At 32.2% G+C, this 26,502-nt stretch carries 23 protein-coding genes and 1 other annotated feature; of the genes, 4 read left to right on the top strand and 19 right to left on the bottom strand.

Annotation, left to right across the window (positions count from 1 at the left end; translation table 11 throughout):
• Nucleotides 1–138: 138 nt before the first annotated feature.
• From GXK57_RS00300 to GXK57_RS00290, 3 genes are all read right to left on the bottom strand, one after another.
• Nucleotides 139–1,059, bottom strand: a complete 921-nt coding sequence (locus GXK57_RS00300) for a DUF2935 domain-containing protein (protein ID WP_160669744.1) — start codon at nucleotides 1,057–1,059, stop codon at nucleotides 139–141.
• Nucleotides 1,060–1,183: 124 nt separating this feature from the next.
• Nucleotides 1,184–2,008 carry an acyltransferase domain-containing protein gene (locus GXK57_RS00295; protein ID WP_160669741.1) on the bottom strand — a complete coding sequence of 275 codons (825 nt, stop codon included), beginning with the start codon at nucleotides 2,006–2,008 and terminating at the stop codon, nucleotides 1,184–1,186.
• A 264-nt stretch (nucleotides 2,009–2,272) separates the two neighbouring features.
• Nucleotides 2,273–2,908: a flavodoxin family protein gene (locus GXK57_RS00290; protein ID WP_160669738.1), complete on the bottom strand. Its 636-nt coding sequence runs from the start codon at nucleotides 2,906–2,908 to the stop codon at nucleotides 2,273–2,275.
• A gap of 489 nt (nucleotides 2,909–3,397) precedes the next feature.
• On the opposite strand from GXK57_RS00290, the gene GXK57_RS00285 reads away from it, so the two are divergent.
• On the top strand, nucleotides 3,398–3,739 hold the full coding sequence (locus tag GXK57_RS00285) for a helix-turn-helix domain-containing protein (protein ID WP_160669735.1): 342 nt from the start codon (nucleotides 3,398–3,400) through the stop codon (nucleotides 3,737–3,739).
• A gap of 429 nt (nucleotides 3,740–4,168) precedes the next feature.
• Here the strand turns inward: GXK57_RS00285 and GXK57_RS00280 are convergent, their stop codons facing one another.
• The 3 genes from GXK57_RS00280 to GXK57_RS00270 form a co-directional block, all read right to left on the bottom strand.
• On the bottom strand, nucleotides 4,169–5,563 hold the full coding sequence (locus GXK57_RS00280; RefSeq protein ID WP_160669732.1) for an MDR family MFS transporter: 1,395 nt from the start codon (nucleotides 5,561–5,563) through the stop codon (nucleotides 4,169–4,171).
• Nucleotides 5,564–5,640: 77 nt separating this feature from the next.
• Nucleotides 5,641–6,273 carry a TetR/AcrR family transcriptional regulator gene (locus GXK57_RS00275; protein ID WP_160669729.1) on the bottom strand — a complete coding sequence of 211 codons (633 nt, stop codon included), beginning with the start codon at nucleotides 6,271–6,273 and terminating at the stop codon, nucleotides 5,641–5,643.
• A gap of 339 nt (nucleotides 6,274–6,612) precedes the next feature.
• Nucleotides 6,613–7,197, bottom strand: a complete 585-nt coding sequence (locus GXK57_RS00270; RefSeq protein WP_160669726.1) for a TetR/AcrR family transcriptional regulator — start codon at nucleotides 7,195–7,197, stop codon at nucleotides 6,613–6,615.
• 137 nt (nucleotides 7,198–7,334) lie between these two features.
• Between GXK57_RS00270 and GXK57_RS00265 the strand changes: the two genes are divergently transcribed.
• Nucleotides 7,335–8,582 (top strand): glycosyltransferase, encoded by a 1,248-nt coding sequence (locus GXK57_RS00265; protein ID WP_160669723.1) that lies wholly within the window; start codon nucleotides 7,335–7,337, stop codon nucleotides 8,580–8,582.
• 282 nt (nucleotides 8,583–8,864) lie between these two features.
• On the opposite strand, the gene GXK57_RS00260 is transcribed toward GXK57_RS00265, so the two are convergent.
• Genes GXK57_RS00260 through proS form a run of 3 tightly spaced genes read right to left on the bottom strand, consistent with a single transcriptional unit; the run spans nucleotide 8,865 to nucleotide 11,310 of the window.
• Nucleotides 8,865–9,230 carry a hypothetical protein gene (locus GXK57_RS00260; RefSeq protein WP_160669720.1) on the bottom strand — a complete coding sequence of 122 codons (366 nt, stop codon included), beginning with the start codon at nucleotides 9,228–9,230 and terminating at the stop codon, nucleotides 8,865–8,867.
• 54 nt (nucleotides 9,231–9,284) lie between these two features.
• Nucleotides 9,285–9,818: a GNAT family N-acetyltransferase gene (locus tag GXK57_RS00255; RefSeq protein WP_160669717.1), complete on the bottom strand. Its 534-nt coding sequence runs from the start codon at nucleotides 9,816–9,818 to the stop codon at nucleotides 9,285–9,287.
• A gap of 49 nt (nucleotides 9,819–9,867) precedes the next feature.
• The gene (gene proS / locus GXK57_RS00250) at nucleotides 9,868–11,310 is read right to left on the bottom strand and encodes a proline--tRNA ligase (protein WP_160669714.1); all 1,443 of its coding nucleotides are present in this window, start codon (nucleotides 11,308–11,310) and stop codon (nucleotides 9,868–9,870) included.
• 281 nt (nucleotides 11,311–11,591) lie between these two features.
• Nucleotides 11,592–11,814: a binding site (T-box leader), on the bottom strand.
• A gap of 547 nt (nucleotides 11,815–12,361) precedes the next feature.
• On the opposite strand from proS, the gene GXK57_RS00245 reads away from it, so the two are divergent.
• A complete protein-coding gene (locus tag GXK57_RS00245; RefSeq protein WP_160669711.1) occupies nucleotides 12,362–13,144 on the top strand; it encodes a sugar phosphate isomerase/epimerase family protein in 783 nt (260 codons plus the stop codon).
• A gap of 170 nt (nucleotides 13,145–13,314) precedes the next feature.
• On the opposite strand, the gene GXK57_RS00240 is transcribed toward GXK57_RS00245, so the two are convergent.
• The 5 genes from GXK57_RS00240 to GXK57_RS00220 form a co-directional block, all read right to left on the bottom strand.
• On the bottom strand, nucleotides 13,315–13,728 hold the full coding sequence (locus GXK57_RS00240; protein ID WP_160669708.1) for a cupin: 414 nt from the start codon (nucleotides 13,726–13,728) through the stop codon (nucleotides 13,315–13,317).
• Nucleotides 13,729–13,748: 20 nt separating this feature from the next.
• Nucleotides 13,749–14,636 (bottom strand): fructoselysine 6-kinase, encoded by an 888-nt coding sequence (locus tag GXK57_RS00235; RefSeq protein WP_160669705.1) that lies wholly within the window; start codon nucleotides 14,634–14,636, stop codon nucleotides 13,749–13,751.
• Between the two features lie 55 nt (nucleotides 14,637–14,691).
• A complete protein-coding gene (locus tag GXK57_RS00230; protein WP_160669702.1) occupies nucleotides 14,692–15,507 on the bottom strand; it encodes a sugar phosphate isomerase/epimerase family protein in 816 nt (271 codons plus the stop codon).
• Between the two features lie 54 nt (nucleotides 15,508–15,561).
• A complete protein-coding gene (locus tag GXK57_RS00225) occupies nucleotides 15,562–16,881 on the bottom strand; it encodes an anaerobic C4-dicarboxylate transporter family protein (RefSeq protein WP_160669699.1) in 1,320 nt (439 codons plus the stop codon).
• A gap of 383 nt (nucleotides 16,882–17,264) precedes the next feature.
• Nucleotides 17,265–18,275 carry an SIS domain-containing protein gene (locus tag GXK57_RS00220; protein ID WP_160669696.1) on the bottom strand — a complete coding sequence of 337 codons (1,011 nt, stop codon included), beginning with the start codon at nucleotides 18,273–18,275 and terminating at the stop codon, nucleotides 17,265–17,267.
• Nucleotides 18,276–18,457: 182 nt separating this feature from the next.
• Between GXK57_RS00220 and GXK57_RS00215 the strand changes: the two genes are divergently transcribed.
• Nucleotides 18,458–19,171, top strand: a complete 714-nt coding sequence (locus tag GXK57_RS00215) for a GntR family transcriptional regulator (protein WP_160669693.1) — start codon at nucleotides 18,458–18,460, stop codon at nucleotides 19,169–19,171.
• Between the two features lie 191 nt (nucleotides 19,172–19,362).
• Here the strand turns inward: GXK57_RS00215 and GXK57_RS00210 are convergent, their stop codons facing one another.
• From GXK57_RS00210 to GXK57_RS00195, 5 genes are all read right to left on the bottom strand, one after another.
• Nucleotides 19,363–20,364 carry an acyltransferase gene (locus tag GXK57_RS00210; protein ID WP_160669690.1) on the bottom strand — a complete coding sequence of 334 codons (1,002 nt, stop codon included), beginning with the start codon at nucleotides 20,362–20,364 and terminating at the stop codon, nucleotides 19,363–19,365.
• Between the two features lie 933 nt (nucleotides 20,365–21,297).
• Nucleotides 21,298–22,704 carry a DHA2 family efflux MFS transporter permease subunit gene (locus tag GXK57_RS00205; protein ID WP_160669687.1) on the bottom strand — a complete coding sequence of 469 codons (1,407 nt, stop codon included), beginning with the start codon at nucleotides 22,702–22,704 and terminating at the stop codon, nucleotides 21,298–21,300.
• 146 nt (nucleotides 22,705–22,850) lie between these two features.
• Nucleotides 22,851–22,979: a hypothetical protein gene (locus GXK57_RS26795; protein ID WP_279285467.1), complete on the bottom strand. Its 129-nt coding sequence runs from the start codon at nucleotides 22,977–22,979 to the stop codon at nucleotides 22,851–22,853.
• A gap of 323 nt (nucleotides 22,980–23,302) precedes the next feature.
• The gene (locus tag GXK57_RS00200; protein ID WP_160669684.1) at nucleotides 23,303–24,304 is read right to left on the bottom strand and encodes a hypothetical protein; all 1,002 of its coding nucleotides are present in this window, start codon (nucleotides 24,302–24,304) and stop codon (nucleotides 23,303–23,305) included.
• Between the two features lie 295 nt (nucleotides 24,305–24,599).
• Entirely contained in the window at nucleotides 24,600–26,261 is a 1,662-nt protein-coding gene (locus tag GXK57_RS00195) for a recombinase family protein (RefSeq protein WP_160669681.1), read from the bottom strand.
• Between the last annotated feature and the right edge of the window lie 241 nt (nucleotides 26,262–26,502).

Here is a 26,502-nt window from a genome sequence, read left to right as displayed (position 1 = left end):
ACCTTAAGCGAGCATTCCGAAAAACTTATAAATCAAAAAAGGAACGCCAATAATGGCATCCTTTTTTGACTATCGTATATGTTAAGTGGTCAGTTCTTGTTATAATCATTTCACCAAGAATATAAAAACTTAAAGGCTTTAACTCTTAAATATCTCCAAAAGCCGTAAGAAATGATTTGCTTCACGTAGTGTATGATCTCCAAGTAGTGGAATAATAATTGATTTAATCTTGCATGATACCAATCCTTCTGTGCCCTGTCTCTTGAAGTCTCTGATTGCTTCCGTAGCATTAAAGCTGTCTTCTGTAACCTTTTCTAGAGGCAACGTATTATTCATTGCAGCCATGGACTCTGCAGTGAGTTTATCAAACTCCTTACCAAAATTATTTGCAGAATCAAACAATTCATCTTCAGTTGGATCAAGCAAGCCTCTAATAAACTTAGCATGCTCAGCCATTATTCTGTTCCAGAACAACTCCTGCTCCAGTGCTTCTCTTTCTATGTTTATTACTTCTCTATTCTGAAGTCTATGAACTAATCTTAAATATAGTCTTGCTTCACGCATTATGTGGTCTATAAGTAGTGGATAATTGGCAGTAAACATTCTGCATGCCAGCACATTATTTAAAACTGTTTCCTTAAACTGTATTAAAGGTTCAATAAGGAATATAGCTCTTTGATTAAGCTCAAATACCCTTCTCTCAAGCATAGGATTGTCTCCCATTTGTCCTCCGCCCATTAGCCCAGCTTCAGCTTCCGTTATTTGAGTTGGGATTGTAACTCCACTAAGATATGATGATGCCATCTCAGCTCTCAGTGTATAAGGAGTTATTACCTCTCCAGATTGGAGTACTTCCCTACTTACAATACCATTGGAAAGCGAAACCACTTCACTCAAAAGCCTATCAAATTCCATCCTAAATATATCAGCTTGATGTGAAAAATTACCGTCTCTTGAGGTAAACGTTGTCTGAAGAAAAAATGAGTGTTCTTTCATTATTCTTGCAAAGAAAAGATGTAATTCCAATGACTGTCTTGAAAAATCCATTCTTGAAATCAATATTTATTCCTCCAAAAGATATTATACTAAGCTTATAATATGCTTTTATTTTAGGAATAGTTACACTCTTTAATTACTGTTACCATAGCCAATAAGATTGATGCTAAACATCATAATCAGCTTTTCAAATCTTACAAAAGGGATTAGAAATCAGCTTTCCAGAAGCCCACTCTACTTTACCATTGTTCATCAAATAAGGCTTAAGCTTTCTTTGTAGCGAAGTATCTTCTGGTAGCTCTTCTAAAGGAATATCTCTGGTTCCATATACCCAGTCCATGAAAGCCAAACTATCCTCCTCTACCTTCTGAACCTCAAATGACTTCTGGAATTGCATTATTCTAGAGCTTTCAGGCAACACATTTTTTAATGCTGGTGCAAGTAACCAAGAACTACAAACCATATCAGCCTTTATGAATTCTGGATAAAACCTTTCAAAAAAGCTTACAGCTTCTAGATAGGACTTACGTAGCTTGTCCAAGGACATATCTGCATCTGCAGGAATATGAATATCAATTAAAGGTATACTATTTTCCATTCTCATCTCATATTCAAGCTCTCCAATTCTATATTCCACCATAGATAGCTGATGAACTGCCCACCATCCCCATACATAGCGATAGCTTCCATGCCTGTCCTTGTAATCCTGTAGAAATCTAGTAAAGAACTTCATGGTAGCGATAAATATTTCTTTAGGTATACTGATTTCCTCATACTTATCATAAACATCACAGGCACACCTCAACTGGCAGGCCAAAATCTTCATTCCATCCTCATCATCACCAAGTAAATGCTTTAACCGTTCAAGAGCACCTTCCCAACATTCTGGGTGCTTCATTTCCTCTATATCTTGTTCCATGCTTTTAAAATCTATATATTTCTCACATTTTAATAGTTTCTCCACAACTTCACTTTGTATATCTAGCATTTTGCAAATCTCAATTATATTCATTATACTTTTCCTCAATATCTTTCTGATTTCACAAACCCAAATTATCTTTATACCAATAACTCTCTCCTGCTTTGCCTTAATGTGCAATAAATTCCTTAAAGCAAGATTTTATATGCTAATTATACTCTCTGATTGTTAACTTTTCAAAACTATACATTATCTATGGATAGTGATTTAAGTTTCACTTTATCACTTCTATCTATTCTATTGAAAATGATTTATACTTTACACCATTTCTTTTATTTATTTAAATTCCTTCAAAGCTTATCTTATAAAATTGGTAAATACCTTATCTTCTCTTTCATTTTCCTTCACATTATTTTTAGTTGAATCAAGTGCCTTCAATAACCATGACATATTCTTTCCTAGAACTCTCATTATTTGCATTCCCTCTTCATCTTGCTTAGCTTCTCCAGGAGTTGTACCATGGATTACATTCCAATAATTTGATGTGGGCATCACCATCTCTGAATAATTGATATAGTTATTCAGCTGTTCAAAGGTTGGAACACCACCAGATCTTCTTACTGCAACCACACTAGCCCCTACCTTATGTCTAAGCATTCCATTATTCACTGATGTAACTAGAAATGCACGATCTAAAAATGACTTCATAGTTCCTGGTATAGCTGCATAATGTACAGGTGAACCTAATATAACGCCGTCAGCTTCCTTCATCTTTTGAATCCAATCATTAACCTCATCGTTCTGCATAACACATCTTTCGTTCATGTTTCTGCTACAGCCCCCGCAATCTAAACATCCACGTATTACCTTATTTCCCACATGAACGATCTCTACCTCTATATTCTCTTTCTCTAACTCTGCTGCTACAGCCTTTATTGCCTCATAAGTGTTTCCATTCTTCTTAGGACTTCCATTAAAAGCAACTACCTTCATATTCCTACCTCCATATAGTTTATTTTCAAACATGGGTTTATTATATGGCTGGATAATATAAGGGACAAGTACGCACTTTTTCGTTAGATTACTTACCTTTAGGTAAGATTTATTGTACTATCTATATTAATATAAAATAACTTTTCATCTAAATAACCTATGTTTATTTTAATTTAGGAATTTGTTATTATAAAGTTAGTTATTATATACTGTAATTCTAATGAATAGTTATAGGTATTCAGTTTTAACTATTCATTCATTGCTGATGATGCCAACAATCCCGGATTATCTGATACACAGTAGATGGGATTGTCGAACATGTATGAGTTAAGTTTTAAGCTTTGCTCACAATAGGCTTTGTAAAGCTCTTGATGTGAGTATAAATTATACTTTGAGCCTTGAACTCTATAATCAAGTTTTATTAAATATAGACTATGTTTAAGAATATTGTTTAAATTAACATAGCTAAATATAAAGGTAGGTACATAAATGCTAAATTATAATGGTAAGCAATATATATGTTTATTAGATTTTGCAATGGATTTTATTAGAGGTAAATGGAAAGCAGTTTTATTGTGCCATTTATATGATGAACCTAGGAGATTTTTAGAGCTTCAACGAATAACTAAAGGAATAAGCCAAAAGGTTTTAAATGAAAAGCTCAAAGAATTAGAGAATGAAGATTTAATAAATAAAAAGATTTACCCTGAAGTTCCGCCAAAAGTTGAATACTACCTTACTGAAAAAGGAAGAGACCTTACTAAAATCATTAAAGAAATTGAGTCTTGGTCTATGAAGTATTACTCTCACCTAGACGGTGGCTGCAAATAATCTCGTATAGTATATAAGTTATATTTTATAAAAGACTGTTAAATATCAGGATTAGATTTCTTGGTCTAGCTATAGAAACTAAAAGCAAAGAAAAAAGTGCTTCATCCTAACAAGATTAGCACCTTTCTTCTTAACATGTCTCATTAAAATCCAATAGACCTAGAATAAACTTTTATAAAATAAATTTATTTAACTTCTCATTATTTAAGAAGATTCATCTTAATACTATATAAAATGTTGACATTTGTAATCCATATTGTACTGATACGCTGTACAGTAAAAGCTACTTTTCTACCTATAAGTAGCTCCTTAATTGCTATAACTTCCTTGACCTAATCAAAAAAGTTACGGCAAGTACTCTGTGTTTTTTAGCAAAAGCGCTATTCTTATATGCTTAAATAATTACTTATGATACTTTATCTTATCTACCTATATTTTTTTGCCTTTTAAGAAGAAAGCTAAAACAAAGCCTATGCAAATTAATATTGTTAACAGCATAAATGTATTATGAAAAGCAATATTTCCTGCTATGGTCAAGGAATTATTCTTCACAGCACTTCTGATTTGATTGGATAAAAACGCTGTTATAAATGCAATGGAAAATGAGTTAATAACCTGTAATAATTCGTTTGACATAGGTGTAACTCTAGTAATCAAATTCAATGGTGCTGCTTGTAATGCATGATTATTAACCTGCATATTAACCAATCCTTGTCCTAATCCTAAAAGAGAAATGCAAGTTAGTAAATATTCTATTGAAGTAGTACTTGTAATTTGAGCTAGCAAAATCAAACTAAAACCTGTCATTAAAAATCCTGGAATAGCCGCAGACCTTGTTCCAAATCTATCAAACAATCTTCCCCCAGCTGTCATACCAGCAAAACTTGCTATTGCTTGTGGCACCATCATTAACCCGCACTGCAAAGAAGAGTAGTCACGAATATTTTGGAGATATAAAGGAATTAATAACATTGATCCAAAAACTGCAACTTGGTTAAGCCACATTAATATAATTCCTTTACGAAATTCAGATACTTTAAACACCTTAACCTCCAGCAATGGATTTTCAGTTGTTGCTTCAACATATATAAAAACAACTAACATCAAAAAACCTAAAGTTAAAAACGCCATAGCTGCTGTAGTTGTCCACCCTTTATCAGAGCCAACATGGACTCCATATATAAGAATTGGGAAAGCTAGTGGTGACAAGAGAGCCCCCTTTAAATCAATTTTAGTGTTTTTCTTGCTCTCAAAGCTAGGTAAAAATAAGAAAATCATTGCTAAGGCTATAAGCCCAATTGGTATATTGATAAGAAATATCGTATGCCAGCTATAATATTTGATTAAAAAACCGGATAATGCCGGCCCAATAGTTGGAGCTAGTAACATAGGCAATCCTAAAATACCCATCATACTACCTCGTTTTTCAATAGGAATAATTCTAAAAGACATGGCTAAACCAATAGGCCCAACTATTCCACCAGTTAATCCTTGTAAAATCCTATATAAAATCACTTGTTCAATGCTAGTTGAGCTTGCTACTAAAAATGAAGCAGCGGTAAAAAAGACAATAGCCACTCCAAATACCTTCTTAGTAGAAAAACGATCAGCCAACCAGCCCGAATAAGGAATCACTGTAGCCATTGCTAAAGTATAAGCTGTAATAGCCCACTGTGATATAGCTAAATCAGTATTAAAAGCAGCTTGAATATGAGGCAAAGCTACATTCATAATTGTGGTATCCATCATAACTAGTAACATGCCAACTGCAATTGTTAAAACCCCAGGTAAAACTTTTTTTAAATCGAAACTTTTTTCTTCCATTAATATAACCTCCCACCGAACATCGTTCTGCGTTTTATAATAACATCGTTCGGTAAAAGTGTAAATAAAAAAATCTTCTATTTCAAAGATTTTTTTTCTGATACCTTTATTCCATTAATAAAAATATTTAATCCAAATTGAAACATTTCAAAGCTTCCAAGCTTGTCAAAAAAGCCTTCCCTTTTCAATTTAAACAAATATGGAGTATTGCTTTCTGAAAAGCCATTTCCTTCCGTAAAGTTCAACTTTTCACTTGCAGCAATATTTTCACTATCTACTTTAAATGTAAGGATATAGTTAAGATAGGTATTAATCGCGTACAGTTTATTTTCCTCACTTAAATCCAACCCTTCTACTATCTTCAATAAATTATCCATTAACTTGCCGTAATTAGAGCTTGTGGGCGGATACATCATCAACAGCTGAGCCAGTTCATCATACTTATTTAAAACACTTAAAATATTTTCAGCGTATCTTTTTAGGCGCATATCCCACTCCTTTTCGTCTATAGGATAGGCAATTTCTCCACTGGCTTGATCTATCATTTCATTAAACAATGCTTCCTTGCTTTCAAAGTGATAGTATAAAGAGGATACCGTCATTCCAACCATGTTAGCCAGCTTTCTCATTGAGAAACCCGAACTTCCTTCCTGTTTAAGTAACTCCCACGACTTCTCTATAATCTTATTCTTACCTATGGGTTCCCTCATAACATTTTCTCCTAACCTAACAATATTCTCAAAATCATTCATCAACCATAATTGTAATTGTTTTTATTATTTATATCAACTTGCCCATATTAACAACTTATCTTATTCTCCCATTGCAATAAATGCCTTATAAAAATCATAGTAGCATCTTATAATATTCACCGTATATTGTCTAAATATTTTTCTTATATCTATGTTAAACTATAGTGTTAATAATTTAAGATATAAAATCAAAAAATTATCTAAGAAATATAGATATAAATATTGGACGATTATAATTAATATTGATATAAAACACTGATTTTACCATTAATTTATGACGCGTTCAATGTTTCAGCTTTAAATTGTATTTTGTATCTTTCTACTCTGTATACGCTTCATAACTCCATTTTCCATAAGATCATATATTAAAGAAACTAACTCTTCCGCAGGCAGTATCTTATCCTGCCTAAACCAATAGCTCATTATACCTATCATAGCTGAAAGAATAAATTCTAAAATAAAATCAAACTCTACAGGATCAATATCGTATTTACCAAGAAAGGCTTTACTAATTATAGGCTTTGTTGAATTTTTCAGCTTACTTGCAAATGCAGGGTCACCCTTGTCACCAAGCAGCACAGAATAGTATTTGCTGTTCTGTTCATAAAGAGCCATAAACATATCAAGGGGAGCACCCATATTTTCATTTGGTATAGAAATTGGTGGTAGCTCATGTATTGCAGGTATTAAAGAATCCTCAATCTGTTCCATTACATCATAAACATCTGTAAAGTACTCATAGAAGGTTCCTCTGTTATAACCTGCTTTCTGTGTTATTTCCTTTACAGTTATTTTTTCAATTCTTTTTTCACAGTATAAAGCCCAGAAAGCATCAATTAAGTTCTGTCTAGTCTGTGCTGTTACTCCTGGTTGCTTGTTCATTTTTACAATCCTCCTGATTTTCCTAGCAACATTAAAATCCAACATTCTTAATGTGATTGTTGGTTGATGGAGTGTTAAACTCCAATTATACTGTAAACATACAACAGGTTGTCGGATAATACAAGGGGGAATATTATATGATTACAATACTTTGTTCAGGTTCAAGAGGAGACTTTCAACCATATATTGCTCTAGCACAGGAGCTTAAAGCACTAGGAAAAGAAGTGCGTATTACTGGTATGAGAGAATTTGAAGGCTTTGTTAAAGGCTATGGAATAGATTTCTACCCTATACAAGCAGATTTTAACACACTTAATGTTGATGAGGACATGCTTAAGGAAGCTCAATCAGCAGATAATCCATTAAAGATGCTTCTAACCTTCAATAAGATGAAGAAGTACGGCTTAAGTATAGCAAATGAATTCTATGCTGCCTGCCAAGGTAGTGAATTAGTTATTTATCATCCTGGCTGCACCATAGGTTATTTTGCAGCAGAAAGACTTGGTATACCTGCTATTTTGGCCTCTCCCTTCCCAATTCACAAGACAAAAGAACAAACTTCTGTAATTCAGTATGGAAGAATAAACCCCTCTCCACTTAAAAATATAATTAGTTACCACATGCTTCAAGGAATGCTATGGCTGGCATCAAGCAATTCAGTAAAATATCTTTGGAAGAAAGAATTCGGAGGACTTCCAAAAAACTTTGGTAAGCCTTATGAACGTCATTTAGACAAAAGACAGCCTTCTGTTATATCCTGCAGTAACTTTGTTTTCAAGAGACCTAGCGATTGGAATAAAAACATACACCAATATGGATATTGGTTTGTAAAAGAACAAACAGAATACACTCCTTCACAAGAACTATCAGATTTTTTAAGTTCAGGTGATAAACCTGTTTATGTTGGGTTTGGAAGCGTATTTCATAAAGATCAGAAAGAAACCTTATCGAAGCTAATTATAGAAGCTCTTTCAAAAGCAAATAAGAGGGGAATCATCTGTGGAATGGGTAAACTGGACAATCTTCCAGATAATATAATAGCTATAGACAGCATACCTCACACCTGGCTTTTTGAGAAAGTATCAGCAGTATGCCATCATGGAGGAGCTGGAACAACCTCTGCAGGTTTTGCTGCTGGTGTACCAAGTGTTATAATACCTTTCGCCAACGACCAACATGCCTGGGCTCATAGAGCTTATGACCTTGGCGTAGCTTCAAAGCCTATTCCTATAAAGAAGTTAACTTCGGACAATCTTGCTGAAGCTATTAAATTTGCCCTTCAAGACAACATTGTTCATAATGCAAAGAAACTATCAATAAATATATCTTCTGAAAATGGTGCTAGAGACTGTGCAAAAGTTATTTTAGACAGTCTAAAAGTATAGTTCTCGTAAAATGTTTTTGTATATAAGTTTTAAAACAAATGAAAAAAGCACTCCATCCAGACAAGAATAGTTGTGCTTTTTCATCTGCTTATATTTTTATTCAAATAGACCGATTCAATAGATCTAAAACTCAAGACATTTTTTAGGATTGCTTAGTTCTATCAACACTAAGCAATCCTTATTTATATATCAATTTTTACAAATAATAAACATATAGCATAAATTTTAATGTCGCATGTAAACTATATTTTATAATCTAAGCTTCCAATTAAGATTCAACTATCACTTCACTACACTCAAATCTCCATCAGAGAATCCTGTTGTTATATGTTCTACTTTCAAAATTGGTAAGTCCTTTAATTCCGTAACTAAGCCTTTTAAAATAGTTTCTATTTCTTTAAGCACACTTTCCCAGTTATATGTGTCATCAATCCCGAGGTTAGGGCAACTTCTTTCCATTGGTACAAAATCTTCTTCACATGCCCAATCGTCATCTTCTTTGTCATAACTTGCTGAACCTATTAACTCAATTCCATAAGGCTCATATAATCCAAAATTTAAAGCGACAACATCTTTGGGCAAAGTTTCAGCTTCATTCATTCTTTGAATCCATGCTTTGATTATATCTTTCACACTCTCTTGATCCATAATTAATTGCTCCTACAAATTATAATTTCTAACTACATTTAATCAATATGACATTTACACATCTAAATAAAAATAAATATTACTCTTATCTGCTTGACTTGTTCCTCCATATAAATGTGTGTTAAATCCACCTATTACAAATTCAGATTTTATATAGAATAGACACGCAGAAAGATTGTTGTCTTGGCCGATGGTATAGATGCCTCGATAACCGTTTTCGGCAGCAATTTTCTTTCCCTCATCCAGTAATAGCTTACCTACTCCATGACTTCTATATTCCTTACATACCTTTAAATCATCAAGATATAGGTATTTAAGCCAATCATGTCTATAAATCGCTACTCCTACACACTTCCCGCTCTCATTATAGGCTCCAACAAAGAAGCAATCTTTTTTTAGTGCATTAAAATCGTAGTTTTCATCAGGAAATACCATCTCGCTAACTTTACTTTTCTCAAATTCCTCGGTGGTGTAAGCCCATTCGTTACCATCGTAGGTTGGTATCATTTTTCCCCACAAGGTAAAAGGTTCATTGGGAATATTAATATCATTCTTAGTCCCCTCATCAATCCTTTTTACTTCAATCATCTTCAATCTCCCCTACAAATTACTATTTGTCTACTACTCAAATGTGTCCCTAATATGCTTTGCCCCAATAAACCATTTTTTCTGCTTTTTTACCACAGCATACACACTTGGTATCAAGCTCTTCTTGCTCAAATGGAATACATCTAGAAGTTAATCCTGCTACTTCCTTAATCTTTTCTTCACATTCTCTTTCACCACACCACATTGCTTTAGTGAAGCCTGATTTATTCTCAGCAATATCTTTAAGCTCTTCTATTGTCTTAGCAACAAAAGTTCGTTCTTCTCTATTCTTTAAAGCCTTTTCATATAAGCTTTTATGAATTTCATCTAGTACAGCTAAAACTCTATCCTCCAAACTATCTAAACTAACTACCTCTTTTTCTCTTGTATCTCTTCTAACTAAAACTGCTTGATTGTTTTCTATATCCTTTGGCCCAATTTCAATTCTAACTGGTATCCCCTTCATTTCATATTCATTGAACTTCCAGCCTGGCATCTTATCCGAATCATCTAACTTAACTCTTACAACCTTAGAAAGAATATTCTTTAACTCATTAGCCTTATCAAGAACTCCCTCTTTATGTTGAGCAATCGGAACGATGACTGCTTGAATTGGTGCTACCTTTGGTGGCAATACTAACCCACTGTCATCGCCATGAACCATTATAATAGCTCCAATCAATCTAGTTGTAACTCCCCAGGAAGTTTGATGCACATATTGCAACTTAGAGTTTTTATCTGAATATCTTATATTAAAAGCTTTAGCAAATCCATCTCCAAAATTATGAGAAGTTCCACTTTGAAGAGCCTTCCCATCATGCATTAAGCTTTCGATGGTATATGTCGCCTTAGCTCCTGCAAACTTTTCTTTTTCAGTCTTTTGTCCTTTTAGAACAGGAATTGCTAAATACTCCTCTAGCATATCAGCATAAACATTTAGCATATCTATAGTTTCTTTTTCTGCTTCTTCTGCTGTTGCATGAGCAGTATGACCTTCTTGCCATAAGAATTCAGACGTTCTTAAAAATGGTCTAGTTGTTTTTTCCCATCTCACAACAGAACACCATTGATTATATTTCTTAGGCAAATCATTATAGCTTTGAATAATCTTAGCGTAATGTTCACAGAATAGAGTTTCTGAAGTTGGCCTTACTATTAATCTTTCAGCAAGATCCTCTCCTCCTGCTCTAGTAACATAAGCAACCTCTGGTGAAAATCCTTCTACATGATCCTTTTCCTTCTGCAATAGTGATTCTGGTATGAACATTGGCATATATACATTTTCATGTCCTGTTTCTTTAATCCTATTATCTAAGTACTTCTGAATGTTTTCCCATATTGCATATCCATAAGGTCTTATAATCATGCAGCCTTTAACCGTTGAATAATCAATAAGCTCTGCCTTTTTTACGATATCTGTGTACCACTTAGCAAAATCCTCATCTATGGCTGTTATAGCTTCAACAAATTTTTTATTATTATTTTTACCCATAATTCTCTTCCTTTCTATTTGATAATTTTTTATATAAAAAGGTTGCTGAAACAACCCTCTTCAGTGACTTTTTTTGCGTATATGCCTTTTCTGAACATATGTGAAGAACTTCTCACAACCAACATAATTTCTTTTTTACTACTTACATTAACTAGAACTTCTGAACCATTGAAGTTACTAGGTTTGGCTAGCAAAAAAACTTTATACTTAACTATAAAAACAAGTTTTCTATTATAATTTCGTAGGAGTCCTAGGAAATAAAAAAACGCCAAGAAAAATCCGAAAGGGACCCTTCTTGGCGTTACCACCCTAATTATTATAAAATTGTGCATGATAATCTTATAATCTCTCTTTATCTATAACGGGAATCCCCGCTGTAGCCTACTATTATTTCGGTACAGAACTCCAAGGCTGGTTCAGTATATAATTTCTAGGACTTTTCACCAAGCATTCCCTCTCTAATAAGAAATCACTATACTTACTATTCCTCTTCACAGCAATAATATTTTTCTCAATATTAACTCAATAACCAGCTTACGTCAAGCATTATATTTCCCTTTAGATTACTTATAACCCTTTATTTATAATATCATTTGCAATATCACTAATAATGATTCAAAATGATCTTTTCGATAAATCTATAGACTTCTGTTTTCATAGATTGCAATACAAATTAGCTTTGTATATTTTAATTCCTAACAAGCTAGATTATACAACTAGATGCTCAGACAACCTACGTTACTTAGCACTTAATAAAATTCATATTAGTTATTAATTATAATTTTTTATCATGCAGATTACCAATAGACTCATAAATTGGGCTAAGTATATAATGTTATATATGGAATATTTTATAATTATGCAATTTAAAATATAGGCTATGTTTAGTAATATTGCTGAAATTCAGTGGTTATAAATGAGATTCTATATGAGCGAGCAATTAGCGCAAGCTCATCTAAGCATCGGATGACTGACCACTTAATTTCAACACAGTACTTTAACAGAGCCTAAATATAAAACTATGGTAAAAAATTGATAAGGAGCTTAGTCTATGATTACTATTTATGATTGGTTTGGCTACGAATTGCCCATAAAGGAACGTTATAAGTTAATAAAGGATGCTGGGTTTGATGGAGTTTTATTATGGTGGAGTAATGGCTTTGGCCGTGACGTCTTTGGACAAAATGATTACCGCAAAGGTCCCCAAATTGCAAGGGAAGCTGGGCTTTTTATAGAAAATATACATACACCAGTGCAAAACCAAAACGACCTGTGGCTTGACAGTATTGAAGGTGAAACATTAACCGATTGCTATCTACAATGTGTTTCAGATTGCGCTGAGTTTGAAATTCCCACTATGGTGGTACATCTTCCCGATGAAATTAATCCATGCAATGACTTAGGAATTAGTAGAATTAAGAGAATCGCTGAAAAGGCTGAAAAACTTAGTGTCAATGTTGCACTAGAGAATGTTCGTAATGTCTCTAATTTGATGTATGTTCTTAATCAATTAGATTCTCAACGTATTGGATTCTGTTATGATTGCTGTCACCATCACAACTACAATCCAGACATTGATTTATTATCCCTGTATGGTTCACGGCTTATGGCACTACATTTGCATGATAATGGAGGAAGTCTTGCCCAGCACCAGTTACCCTTTGACGGTAAGATCGATTGGTATAAGGCTATGAAGAAAGTTGCTAAAACCAATTACTTAGGTGCCACTGCCTTAGAGCCAATGAATTGGGATTATAAAGATTTGACCATAGAGGAATTTCTAAAAAAGGCATTTGAAAAAGCAAAAGCACTTGATGCATTGAGAAAATTATAAGATATGCAATAGAAATAATATACAATAAATAAAATACCGGATATATCAAATATCCGGTATTTTTTCCCATGGAATATATGCTCAGGTAAATATATCACATTAACTTAATTAAACCATTATTTAATTCAAACAAGATACCTAAAGCAAATAGCTTGACCCTAATCTCATTACTATTTTTCAAAAAGTTTACGAGCATTAGTTTGAATATACTCTATTTCTTCTTTAGATAAGTCACAAAAATCACTATTATCCATAGAACAGTTTGAGTCTTGAACATACATCATCTTTGTATCTTTCTGTGTTATAGAGTAGAACCAGCACTCTGCAGGAACATTATATACTTTTCCTTTTTCCATTAAAGTCAGCTCAATATTAAATTTATCATTTTCTCTTTCCGCAGTAATTAATATTGCTTTTCCAGCTGACAAAATGAACTGTTCATCTGTTGAGTGATGGATCTCTAAATGAGCTATTCCCTCAATATCATTATCTGGCTTCCAATTTTTAATGCAGACAAGCCATTTCTCATTTTTATATACACAAAGTATTCCTTCTTCATTATTCTCATATATATTTGGTTTCATTTTCATTTCTCCTTTTTAATTTATATTTGAGTTTTTCCTTGTATTGGAACCCCGTAACCAAATGCGCCTTCAATTCCACACACCTTTGCAGCAAACATTGCTCCACTTTTCATAGCACTTTCTAACCTCATCTTCATGCTTTCTTTTGTTCCTTCAACTAACTTTCCTGTTTCAGAAGTCTGTAGAAGTGTGCATAGGAAAGCCGAAAAATATGAATCTCCTGCACCCATTGTATCAATAATATTCTCAGCCATATTAGCAGGAGTGTACAAAAACTCACCATTATAAAGTACATATGATCCATCTTCTCCTATGGTTCCAAGGACTATATTCACTCCATAATTCTGAACCTTTTTCATCTCTTTTTCTCGTTCTTCAGCTGTGATATGAGCACAGGATAAGATTGCTACGTCAATGTATGGACATACCTTTAAAAGGTATTCATCTGTCCATCTCATAGAAAAATCATAAGCGATTGGTACTCCTGTTGCATGAAGCTCCTTCAGATTATCCTCAATATAGCTATTCAAATTTGTGTAAATCAAATTAAATTTTTTAATATATTCAAAATCGTTTTCATCAAAATTATAAGAATACTCTTTAGCAATACCACCTTTATTAGAGCCAAGAAAAACACGATCGGCATTTTTCAAAGTAACTAGAGCAAATCCATTTTCTCCTTCAAAATGACGAGAATGACTATCATCAATTTCCATCTGTTTCAATGTACTTTGTACACATTCTGCCACTTCATCATTGCCATACTTTCCAATATAGGCTGTCTGTGCTCCATTCATTTTTCCATACACGCAGGTGTTAACACACTGTCCTCCTGGATACATCTTCCCTCTTGAAAGGTATTTATCACACACATTATCGCCAATAGCAACAATTCTATAATCCTTCATTTTTCTTCTCCTTCTATAACAGTATTTAAATTATTCAACAGAGGAACTATTAGATCTACTCTAATTCGTTTGTATTATCTTTCATCCAAGAAACAATATCATCAATGGCTTTATCAGGATCGCAATAATATCTTCTATCACAAATTTCAAAAGAAACATTTCCTGCATAACCTCTTTTTTTCAGTGCGTTATAGTATTCTTTCATTGGAAAATCACCATCTCCTGGTACTGTATGTCCTCTATCATTAAAATGAATATGCTGAATCTTTTCCCCAAGATTATCAAAATAATCATCAATTGTTTCTCCTGCATAGGTCATCTGATCTAAATCTATCAAACCTGCAATATTGGGAGAATCGATTTCATCAATCATATCTGAAATATCTTTACTAGAAATCAATACATTAGTTGTTGTTTCTTTTAATTCCTCAAGAATTAATCTAACGCCTTTTCTTTCACAGTAAGCTATAACCTGAGCCAAAGAATCCTGACAGTACTTCCAAGCTTCATCTCTTGGCTGGTCAAAATATCCAAAACCTGTACTAATTTGAACATTGCTACACCCTAAAAATTCAGCTGTATCTACTGCTCTCTGATAATAGCGAATACTGGATTCTCTTGTAATAACATCTGGTGTGCAAAAATTAACAGGATATATGCAGTTTTCAGGTGTAATTGCCATTACATCTAGTTTTCTTTTTCTTATACTTTTATCCAACTGGATTAGATTTCTAAGTGAATAATCAAAAATATTCAATTGCGGTGCTGAGCAATAAAGATCAATGCTATTAAACGGAGATCTTTCCACCTTATCAAGAAACTTTTCTATTGGGTAACGTAAATAATGATAATTCATAGGAGCAAACTTCATATACATATCCTCCTTCACCAACTATACATTAATTCAAATTATATTTTCTCTATACTAAAAAACTATTGCGCCAAGCACCAATGCAACTAATACAGATACTATTGTACATACCAATCCTGGAAGCATATAACTATGATTCAATACATATTTACCTATTTTTGTAGTTCCAGCAGAATCAAATGCTATTGCAGCAACACACTGTCCAGATGCTGGAATGAAGTAGTTTGAACTACAAGCAAGCCATCCTGCAATTATGATGTTAACTGGAAGACCTAATGCAATACCAATTGGTACCATAATCATTGTTGTAGAAGATTGACTGGTAGTAATTGCACCAACAACAAAAACTGATATTATATAAATCCACGGATATGCATTAGTTAATGAAGACATATTCTTAGTGATAAAGGAAGCTTGATCACTAATAAAGGTATTTACAAGCCAACAAAGACCAAAAGCTAATACTACTGCAAACATTCCTGTTGTGAATACTGGTTGCTCTAAAATTTTTCCACTATCTAGTTTAGTTGCAAGCACTGTAATAGCCGCAGCTGTAAGCATGAAAATCTGAATTACAGTTGTAAGTGGTAACTTTGTATTGTTTGCGAATACTGGAAGGAACTTATTTACTGCCCCTAAAAATACAATGCTAACCATTGCAATTAAGAAGATTATTACAGAAATCTTTGCTTCTTTAGTAGAAGGTTTTTCTTTTCTCTCTAATTTAGAGAAATCTTGAATCTTACCTTCAGCTACACGAGCTTGGAATTCAGGATCATCTGCCAATTCTTTTCCCTTCTTTAAAACTGATACTGCACATAAAACAGTTCCAATTAATGTTGCTGGAATACAAACTATAAGTAACGTAAAAATATTGACAGAAGTATATTGTGATTTAGCCATAAAAGCCAATACTGCTACAGTAGCTGCTGATATCGGGCAGGCTGTAATAGCTTGCTGTGATGAAATAATAGATGCCGAAATTGGACGTTCTGGACGAATTCCTGTATCAATGGCAATTTCATTAATAACTGGGAGCAAGCTGTATACAATATGCCCTGTCCCACTCATAAATGTAAAAAGATAAGCAATAACCGGTGCTAAAATTGTAAGCATCTTAGGATTTTTGCGAAGTATCTTTTCTGCTATCTTAACTAAGAAATCCAATCCTCCACAGGCCTGCATTGTAGCTGCAGCAGAAATTACTGCAATCATAATCAAAATTACTGTAATAGGCGGATCAGCTGGTGCCACATGTAAACCAAATGTCATAATCAACATTCCAAGTCCACCAGCCATCGCCAAGAATGTTCCACCTATTCGTACCCCTAGAAAAATAATAGCGAGAACAATTACTAACTCTATCCAAAACATAGATTATCCCCCTCAATGTTAGATTCATTTTTAAATTGATTGTTGTAAGAAAGTTCATTATTTAAGAATGGTGCGCACATTCTTAGTGACACAAAATCGAGCTAGCTCTTGTATTGCTTTGTATCATAATGTATTGTTTTGTATTTAACGCAATTGTATTCCTCGAATATATTTTTGTCAATTGCATTTTGACATTTATTTAATATACATAATAAAGGTTATCCCTTATTGTTGCCCATTTTAATGTAATCGTTTTTAACCTATCTAAATAAAAAAGTTGCTGAAGTGAGTTCTTTTTCCAGCATAAATAAAAGTATTTTGAATAATACTTTTATTTATGCCCATAGTTATTTCATAATACCTTAAAGCAAACAAGTAATATTTTAATATTCTACCTTCCACATGTAACGACGAGTAGCTAATGGATGCTCACGTTTTGTTGCAAGTGCATGGTTGTATATAGGATATACATTATTGAACAATGAATGATTGAAATAGTCAACAACAGAAGCATCAATTGTTGAAAGACCAAGTTCTTTAGCATCCAATACTTCTATACGCTTTGCATAAGTATTTAGGAATTTAAGAGCTCTTTCATCTAATTCACGTGTTGATCCCTCAGATATCTGTATCATGAATGGGCGGTTTGCATCAGTAATTTCAAAAGGTCCATGGAAATACTCGCCAGTATGTATGCTACTAGAATCAAGCCATTGCATCTCCATAAAAATGCATATACTTTCCATGTAAGCAGCTCCATAACCTGCACCACTTGCCATAGTATAAATAACTGAATCATCTTTATACTTTTCAGCAAACGCTACTGCTCTCTCTGCTACATGATTACGAGCCTTTTTTATAATATTGCTAATCATACCAGTGCCTTCATAGAACTTATTGTAGTTTTCATATCCTTCTGTCTGAGCTAAAAGCTCTACTGCAACCAAAAGTGCACATATTGTCTTCTCACCTGAATAGTCAATATCTCCTTTAAGATGATCTGGACTAGCATCGAAGCTATAGTGAATAATGTAATCACCAAATTCTATGATTTCTGATTCATTAAGCCATGTTAGTATAATAACAGTTGCTCCCATTTCCTTACCAAGTTTAGCAGCTGCAATTGTTTCTGGTGTATTTCCTTTATGACAAGCTAAACAAATTATTGAATTTTGTCCAAAGTCTTTAGGTGTATTGTAAACGAATTCATTACTGTTAATCCATGCAGATTTTATTGAGGCAGCTTCCTTCTCCATAAAAGTTTTTGCTGGATAAAGAGCTCCTAAAGATCCTCCACATCCTACGAAATAAATACTTTTTATTCCACCCTTTGTTTTCTTCTTCTCAAGAATTTCTGAAATAATACTTTTAATATCTTTGCTAGAATAATTCATTCTATTCATTCCCCTTTTCCTTTATTGTATTCATTTGTCTGTATGTATAGGATAATACATTATAATACATTGTGTCAATAAAAATTTCTATTTTTTTGTTTATATACTGTATATACATCGCTTTATCTTTGTATTATAATAAACACATACATTACAATTAGGTATTGGTATGGAGGTTACATATGGAACTAAATAATACAATTGCTACACCTTTGTACAAACAATTAGAAAAAAAGCTGCAGCAAGAAATAGACAGCGGTAAAAGACCTGCTGGTAGTCGTATTCCAACAGAGAATGAATTGAGCAAAACTTATAATGTAAGCCGTGTGACTGTTCGAAAAGCTCTTTCTGAACTATCCGCCTCAGGATATTTAGAGCGAAAATCAGGAAAAGGTACTTTTGTTGCTGAAAAAAAACTTCAACGTGGAATAACAAATGGTGTTTTAGGTTTTTCTGAGATGTGTAAGATGATGGACGCAATTCCAGGTGCTAAAATTATAAAAATTGCCCTTGAAGAGCCGTCCGAAAAAGATATACAGCAAATGTCTCTTGCTGAAGATGAAAAAATTCTTGTGTTAGAGCGTGTACGTTATGCCGATGGCAAACCAGTATTATTAGAATTGAATAAATTTCCCGAATCTTTCTCCTTTCTATTTGGAGAAAATTTAACCGATACATCTCTATACGAGATTTTAGAAAAACATAATATAATTTTAGATCATTCCCGAAAAACGCTAGATATTGTATTTGCAGATACAAAAGAAGCTAAAACCTTGGGGATATCTAGAGGATATCCTCTTTTAAGAATCAATAGTGTAATACATAACGCAGACAATACTGTTACTAACCTATGTCAACAACTCTGTATAGGAGATAAGTTCACATTTATAATTTAGCCGCTTAATAGTATTTTTAGAATCCCATTATGCTTCTATACTGCAAAGTAGGTACTATTTAAAAATGATTCTTTGGATTTATTATTCAAAGTGTTTTATATTTCTTCTAGCTATCTTACGGTAGTTGAAACAAAAAAACATCGATTTCTCGATGTTTTTTCTTTTCTATTATTTATCTTAAACTTTCTATTTTACCTTAAAAGAATTCTCTTTAACTTAGTTCTTCTCAAAATTGCTATGATTAACGCAGAAATACATAAAGTAAGGGTAAATCTAACCACTGTATTGCCAAAAAGCATTGGAACAAACGCTCCAAGTGCAAGCAATATTATTTGATGAGAACAATAGAGCCCTACACTGTATTCTCTACAAAGCGTACAAACTTTTCTTGAAATATTTTTCTTATAGTTAGTAGCCCAAATAAATATAAATGGAGCTGAAATTATAGAAGATAAATACATATTAGCATCTTTAGCAATACCACTTTTATTTAATATAAAGGTCTCAACTAATAGGACTATTATGAAGATTATGCTAAGTAGTCCTGAATTCTTTATTCTTTCATTCAACCTATATTTGCCTATTAATGCTCCTATAGATACAAAAAGCATGGATTCAACAATTCCTATCTGTGGAAGAAGCGCGATTGCATTATATCCCTTAATTACTGGGCCAAGCATAGTTTTCATAAACAATCCATAGTAAGTATCTGCGCTTGCTCCAAATAAAAATAGTATTATTCCTATTATAAGTAAAGGAAGTATTTTATCTTTCTTTAGCAAAGGTGCTATTATAAATATAGTAATAATTAAAGAAGCTATATACCAAAGACTTCCCGATATACCTATAAGTAAAAATCTTATGATGATCATTATTAGTGGCAATTTTAAAATACTTAAAACAATTGGAAATAACGTTATAGACTCAATAAGAACCCACGCAAAGTAGAGAATTAATAATCTCTTCAATGTAGTACTAGGTTCTTTTGGTGATTGAATTCGTTTGTATAAAAAATAACCTGAAACAATAAAGAAAAATGGTACTGCTAGCCTGCAGATTCCCATACTTGTTGCCATCCATAAGTCTTTGTTTACAGACTCTAAGGCCCTAGTATGAATCATCATAACTCCAATAGCAAATACCAACCGTAATAAATCAACCATTCCATAGTAAGGACTATTCTTTGTTTCCATAATCACTATCCCCTATTAAAATTATTCCTAGTTTCCTTTACCATTCGCTCGGCAAATACTTCAAGCTCACTTGAATACGATATCATAATTGTATAAATCATAAAACAAGCAGCTCTCCTACCATTAACGTATTCTGCTCCTTTATTATTTATGCAGTATTTATCTTCTAAGTTGCTTTATATTTTTAGCTCTCAACAAACTTATCAAAATCACCATAACCATTTAACATTTCTATTTCTTGCTTGTCCCCTCCTTAAAGCTAGCTACCGAAATGTACAAAAACATCTCCGTTACTTATGTTAATGCTCTCCGTATCTAGTACAATTGAGGTTTTTTTCACCTTATTGCCGTGTATGTATCCTACATAATTATGGTATAACTCTAAAGTAGAATTTAAGATTTCCGTAATGGATGGCTACGGTGGTTTTGAACATTTGCCCCTATGCATTCCTAATACTATCCATAAAGATTATTAATCTTTATTTTCTCCTTGGACTACTGGTGAATTACTTCACTATAGCTAATGGGTGATACTAAATAGGTTTAATACTTTTATAGCATGTACGTCAATTATTTATGTGATTAAATTAATTTTAAAATATAGTCTTTTCATACATCATATAAAGATTAAAATTAAACGTCTTGGTATTGATATAGAGGTTAAAAGCAAAAAGGTGCTTCATCTCACAAAGATTAGCACTTTTCCTTCAAATTAATTTTAAGTTAATATGATCCAATAACCCTAAAACAAAATAAGTGTTATAAGGATTAGCTTAGTGTTAGCACACTAAGCTTTTGTTATTTATATAATATCAAATTTCAATAAAAAATAAACATAAACAATTTCAATGAATTTCTTAACTTGTCCTTCAATTTATTATTCTATTTTTCGTCTTATATCAATGTATATCCTACTTATACTTATACTTATACTTATGATTTATTTCTGCCAAAGAAAAAAGATAAAATTAATGCCACAAGTGCAATTCCGCAAACTACCATCGTTGCAGCCGAAAATCCAGTAGCTACCGCAACTTCATTAGTCGCACGGTGTACTTCTAATGCATTGATTTGAACTGCTGACATTATTCCAATAAAAAGTGATGATCCTATGGCAGCAGAAATTTGTTGAAGCGTATTTACTATTGCTACTCCATGAGGATAGTATTCTTTTGCCAACTGATTCAACCCATGGGTTTGAGAAGGAGACATAAATAGTCCAATTCCTATGCTCGTACATATATATATTATCACTAAGTGTGCCAACGATGTATCGCTTTTAGATAAAGATATTAAAAATACAAATACTGTTACCATTGCTGTTCCTAATGGTATTAATAATTTCACCCCAAATTTGTCGTAAATCTTCCCACCTACAGGCGCGGCTAGTCCAGCACAAATTACAGCTGGTAATAAGGCTATTCCTGCTACAAAACTTGATTTTCCAAGAGCTCCTTCTATAAACATTGGTAACATGATACTCATAGTGAAAGTAACCATCATAGCTATCATTACTAAAATTGTTGCCATTACAAACTTTGGATACTTAAACGGAGATAAATTTAACATTGGTTGTTTTAAGGTATTTTGACGTTTGATAAATGTTATTAAACAAATAATTCCTATTATAAAGCACATTAAAGTTGTTTTAATATTTCCTCCACTTATACTATTTATAGAATATATTATTGTTCCCACTCCAATTGTAGATAACACTATAGATAAATAATCCATTTTAGGTTTGGTTATTTCTCCTACATTAACTAAGAATAGTTTTCCTATAATCATAAGTACGATTATAATTGGTATTAACATTATAAACAATGCATGCCAACTAAAATATTGTAATACAATTCCTGATACTGTTGGACCGAATGCAGGTCCTAGTAAAATTGCTGGCACACATATTGCCATTGATATTCCTAGTTTTTCTTTTGGTGCTACTAATAATATGGTATTCGTAACAATTGGTATTATCATCCCTGTACCTGATGATTGTATCATTCTTGAAATTAATAACATCGCAAAAGAATTTGAACACGCCGCACATATCGTTCCTATAAGCAATAATCCTATTGCACTAAAAAATAATGTTTTTGTTTTAAATGATTGAATTAGAAAAGCAGTAATAGGTACCATTACTGCTGCTACTGTCATATAAGCTGTCACAAGCCATTGAACAGTTCCAGCAGAAACATTCATATCCTTCATAATTCCAGATAACGCAACATTTAGTATGGTTTCATTAAAGGTTGCCACAAATGCACTAGCTACTAATATAGCTATAATACTTATAAAATTTATTTTTTGATTACTTTCTACCTTATGTTTTTTGTTCATAGTTCCCTCCATAAATTAGACCGATATAAATAATTGATTGCATAGTAATGTACTCCTGTTGTCTATATTAAAATTTAACTCAGTCTTATTGATTAATTATTTGCTTAACTTGTTTTCCAGTTTTCCTTAGGTATTGTGAATTTTTCTTAAACACCTTCTGTCATAGAAGAAATAGCCACAGCCATGGTCCTTGCCTTATTTATCTCAATTCTGCAATCAAATATAATCACTCCTTTTACATCGCTTTTTTTGAAATACAGTACTTGCTTTGTCATTATACTAAGGTTTCATTACGTCTCGTAAGTTAAATTTTTTCTAAAAATCAAAAAAATTTTTTCAATTTCAGTTATCGATTACATAATAGTATTTTGCAAACTATACTTACCTAACTTGAGGCAATATAGTGATTAATGTAATAACTGCATTTAATAAAATTGATTACACCAAAGAATAAAAATCCTACTAAACAAAAAAATAACCTATATTATAATTCATATAATATAAGTTATTTCCTTAACTAAACATGCAGTTTTAATAGCTTATCATTTATTTGTGGTATGGTTCACCGTAACAGTTGCAAGTGAGGTTTTTTCTTTTATTATTTATCGTTAAAATCTTTAAATAAATCAAATTTACTATTTTTAAAAATCAGCATACCCATTAATGAGATAAACTTTTTATAACTAGACACCTTCAATTTATGTGCATATCTATAAAAATCTTGCTGTTCTTCTTCACTCCAGCTATTCCAAAGTTGTGGTCCTAATGTTAAATTTATATCCTGACATACAAGTATTTTATTAAAGTATCTCTCTATAACTTCATATTTATTTTTCTTGACATACTCATCTATCTGTTTGCATAACTTTCTGCAATATTTGCTATCTTTGAAATATGATATTACTATATATGCTTTATTCCCCTGAGGAAAAATATTAAAGAATGCTTCCTCCTTCACATATCCTTTATATATTCTCTTTAAGTCAGTAAACGGGTAAAAACAACTACATGATATGAAATCTATCCTTTTATCCAATATAATATTATATGTTTCTATCTCACCCCACTCGTCTTGTATATAACATTTCTTAAACCTTTCAAATAACTTATTCCTTCTATTGAGAGAAATCTCTGCCACTCCATCTATATACTTATTCCCTGAACTAAAGTTGTTTTTTATACAATTTTTGGAGTAATCAAATGTAAAGGCTCTAAGTGCAAATTGGAAACACTGCTCTTTGTTATTTATATTAAATTCATTACCATTTTCAATAGAATCAAATAACTTTTTATCATGTACATCACAAAACACTTTATATCTGTGAGCTCTTTTCACATGAACTCCTGTCATTTTTCTTCCATATCTATAGTAATCTTCATCTTCTACATTACAAATCATAACCTTTCCGTTATAAGCAATTCTATCTAAATAATTTCTTCTCTGAATTAGATGATTCTTTTTTAATCTTTTTTTCTCCTCATTATTACATTTAAATTTTATATCGTTAAACAAACATTTTGATTCTTCTCTGAGCTGAGCATTCTTACTTATGGCACTCTTTGTATTTTTATTTAACAAGTCGTATTCTTTTTTATACATTATCCACTATTTGTTACCTTTCGTAATCTCAATATATTTTTTACTAAAGCCCTAATCTTCACTAAATAGGCTATATATATTTTTTGCTTCTTATATTATTTCTATAGTACTTGGTTTATTCTCTAATATATCTATACACTCTTTATTATAAGTCTTTTTACTATCTAAACACTTTAACAAAGAAAGATTTAATTGCTTATAAGTAGGTATTTGCAGATTTATTCTACTTTTAGCAAACCCTTTTTTTATATTATTCTTTAATTATATATTAGTAATATAATTATAACATTTTAACTTATATTTCTATATCTAAATTCAATACATTTATTCCTACATTTCTTAATATAAAAGAAGAAGGAGTCCCCTTCACAGGTACTCCTTCTTTCTTATTTAGATAATCAACCAGACTATCATTTATTTTTAGTTTTATTGTTTCTATTTCTCTTAATTCATTTATTGTAATTTCTGAAATTATCATATGTAATAATTTCTTCTTTTGCTCTCTGCTTATACTCTCTATTAATACTTCACCAAAGTTTCCCAATATGTTTTTTATAAAATCATATGGAATCTCCTGATTAATATCGTCTGACAAAGTTACTATCAATGGAGCTTTCTGCTCTTCAAGTTTTTTTGCTCTGTTGTTTAATTCTTCTCTTCTTTCTAAAAATTCATCTTTAGTTATTAGTTCGTCTTCATACGCTTCAAAAATTTTCTTTTTCTTCTTGTCTAATTTTTCTAGTTCCTTATCAATTTTCTCTATTTCTCTTTTTGCTGGATTAATCTTACTACTTCTCTCTTTATTAATATTGGTTACAATGGATTTAATCATTTTTTCATTAGTCAGCAACTCTGAAAGCCTATTAAAGACAAATTCATTAGCTTTTTCAACTCTGATTGAATTAGAGTTACATACCGCTGTGCCCTTATTCTTCCAGTTACCACAAGCATAATATGCTATTCTTTTTTTGCTCCCATCTGCTAACTTATTTATAGTTCTCATTATTACCATTCCTGCTCCACACTTAGGGCATTTTAATATTCCTGTTAAAGGGTATTCTCCATCATATATTCTTGATGGTTTACCTTTTTTAGATTGCATTATAGCTTGTACCTTATCCCACGTATTAATATCTATAATAGGTTCATGTATTCCATCTACCACTATTGGATTCGCATTTATGTTCTTTCTTCTTTTCTCAGACCAATTCTGTCTCACATTGTATCTTATTTTGCCTATATAGACAGGGTTAGTTAGTATATCCTTTATTGAGCTTATTGAAAAATTATTACCTTTCTTAGTCTTATGTCCAAGTTTATTGAGATTAGTAGTTATTGATTTATAACCTTTTCCATTGCAAGCTTCATTGAATATAAATCTGACCACTTCTGCTTCTAATTTATTTATAACTAGCTTGGTTTCACTTCTCTTCTTATTCTGGGAATCTTCTATCGGCACTACATCATATCCTAGAACTTTATTTCCACACCACTTTCCTTCTCTTGCTCTCGCACACATTCCCATCTTGACATTTTGTGCTATAGTCCCTCTTTCAAACTCACCTATCAATGCCATCATCTGAAATTGCATTTTACCAGCTGGCGTATCTGTTGCAAACGGCTCTGAATATGACTTAAAAGTTACGTTATTCTTTTCAAATATATCTACAATTTTCAATACATCTGATAATTTACGACTTAAACGATTAATCTTCCAACATATAACATCAGTTACTTTTCCTGCTTCAACATCTTGTAGTAACTCTTTCAAAGCTGGCCTATGCTTTATGTCTTTTCCACTTATCCCTCTGTCAGAGTAGCACTTGTATACATCTATATCATTTTTATTACAATATTCTAATAATAATCTTTCTTGCTCATCTATGCTGTAACCACTTTCCGCCTGCTCAATTGTACTTACTCTAGTATAAATAGCCATAACTTTTTTTATACTCATTCTTTATTCCTCCTTAGATCTTCATCAAAAATATAATATATATATGAATTCAACTTTATTACTTTCTTGTGGGCTTCTATAGTAATCGTAGAGCTTTACTGTTAAAGTATATGTATACCTAAACCTTCTTTTTTTATAATTGATATTGAGTTAGCTAATAGACTTATTCTAAAGTAATAATAAACATTAAGCCATATAGCAGCAAACAGTACTGTGTAAAAAGAAGCTTATTCACTATTCT

The sequence above is a fragment of the Clostridium sp. C8-1-8 genome (assembly GCF_009928445.1).
Classification (GTDB): domain Bacteria; phylum Bacillota; class Clostridia; order Clostridiales; family Clostridiaceae; genus Clostridium_AR.
Note: the sequence above shows the minus strand (reverse complement) of the source record. Positions and strands in the feature narration are given on the sequence as shown.